The organism is Pseudonocardia halophobica (assembly GCF_027922425.1).
Taxonomy (GTDB): Bacteria; Actinomycetota; Actinomycetes; order Mycobacteriales; family Pseudonocardiaceae; genus Pseudonocardia; species Pseudonocardia halophobica.
In genome coordinates this window covers 1-833 of record NZ_BSFQ01000177.1, presented here as the reverse complement: position 1 = coordinate 833, position 833 = coordinate 1, and the positions used below count along the sequence as shown (strand labels likewise).

Sequence of the window (833 nt, the reverse complement as noted above, 5' to 3'; positions counted from 1 at the left end):
GTGACGGGCAGAAGCGCCGCGGGCGTAAGCCTAGCCCCCGGACGGGGCAGGTACACGCCAAGGTCATGCCAGACATCTCAGAGGAGATCGCCAACGAAGCCAAGCGACGCGGTGTACAGCAGGGCGTTCTCATCGAAGAAGCCTGGGCGCTCTATAAAGAAAAATCCGGTATTTGAAATTATACGGTATTTTTTCTGTTCTGCACCCACTTCCGACAGAACCCCAAGAATGCGGCTTCCGGGTTGCGCGGCGTCTCTGGAAGCCAACTGCGCCACTCGCGTTCCAGATAGTACACGTCGAAGCCAGGAGCGAGCATCCGGGCCGTCTCATAGACATCTGGGTCAAGGTGCGGCGCCACCGCAGGAGGCAGAACCATCTTCACGCCCTGGCGGTTTGAGAATGTGACCATGTCCTCCTGCTCGTCATAGGAGATTGCATAATCCGGCATGTGGTCGTGTTCCCGATCCTCTCGGACGATGTTCATGACCAAGCGCCGAAACTCTCGGGGGGTGGAGTTCGATCCGCACTTCTTCTGCAGCAGCGCGAGGCTGATCCGCCATTCCTTCTGCGCCCCGCAGTGCTTGCGTGCGAGTTCATAAATGCGTCGTTCCAAAGGCTTACGAAGCCGGAAGTAATCACGATGCAACGTGAGGACTTCCTTTGATCGTATCGCATTGAAAACCCAGTCCGATAGCTTGATCTCGACTTCCTGCATGCGGCCGTCGCGGGTTTCCCTGACTACCTCGGCGCTTTCGATCAGGCCAAATGTCCTGAAGATCTCCTTCCCACCGGTCACGATGTTTGTGCTGATCCTGGTGCCAGCCAAGCGCTCA

At 57.3% G+C, this 833-nt stretch carries 1 protein-coding gene; it reads right to left on the bottom strand.

The window, feature by feature from the left end:
- Positions 1–178: 178 nt before the first annotated feature.
- On the bottom strand, positions 179–833 hold a 655-nt coding region (locus PKE99_RS39190), incomplete at its 5' end, for a replication initiator protein A (RefSeq protein WP_271215091.1).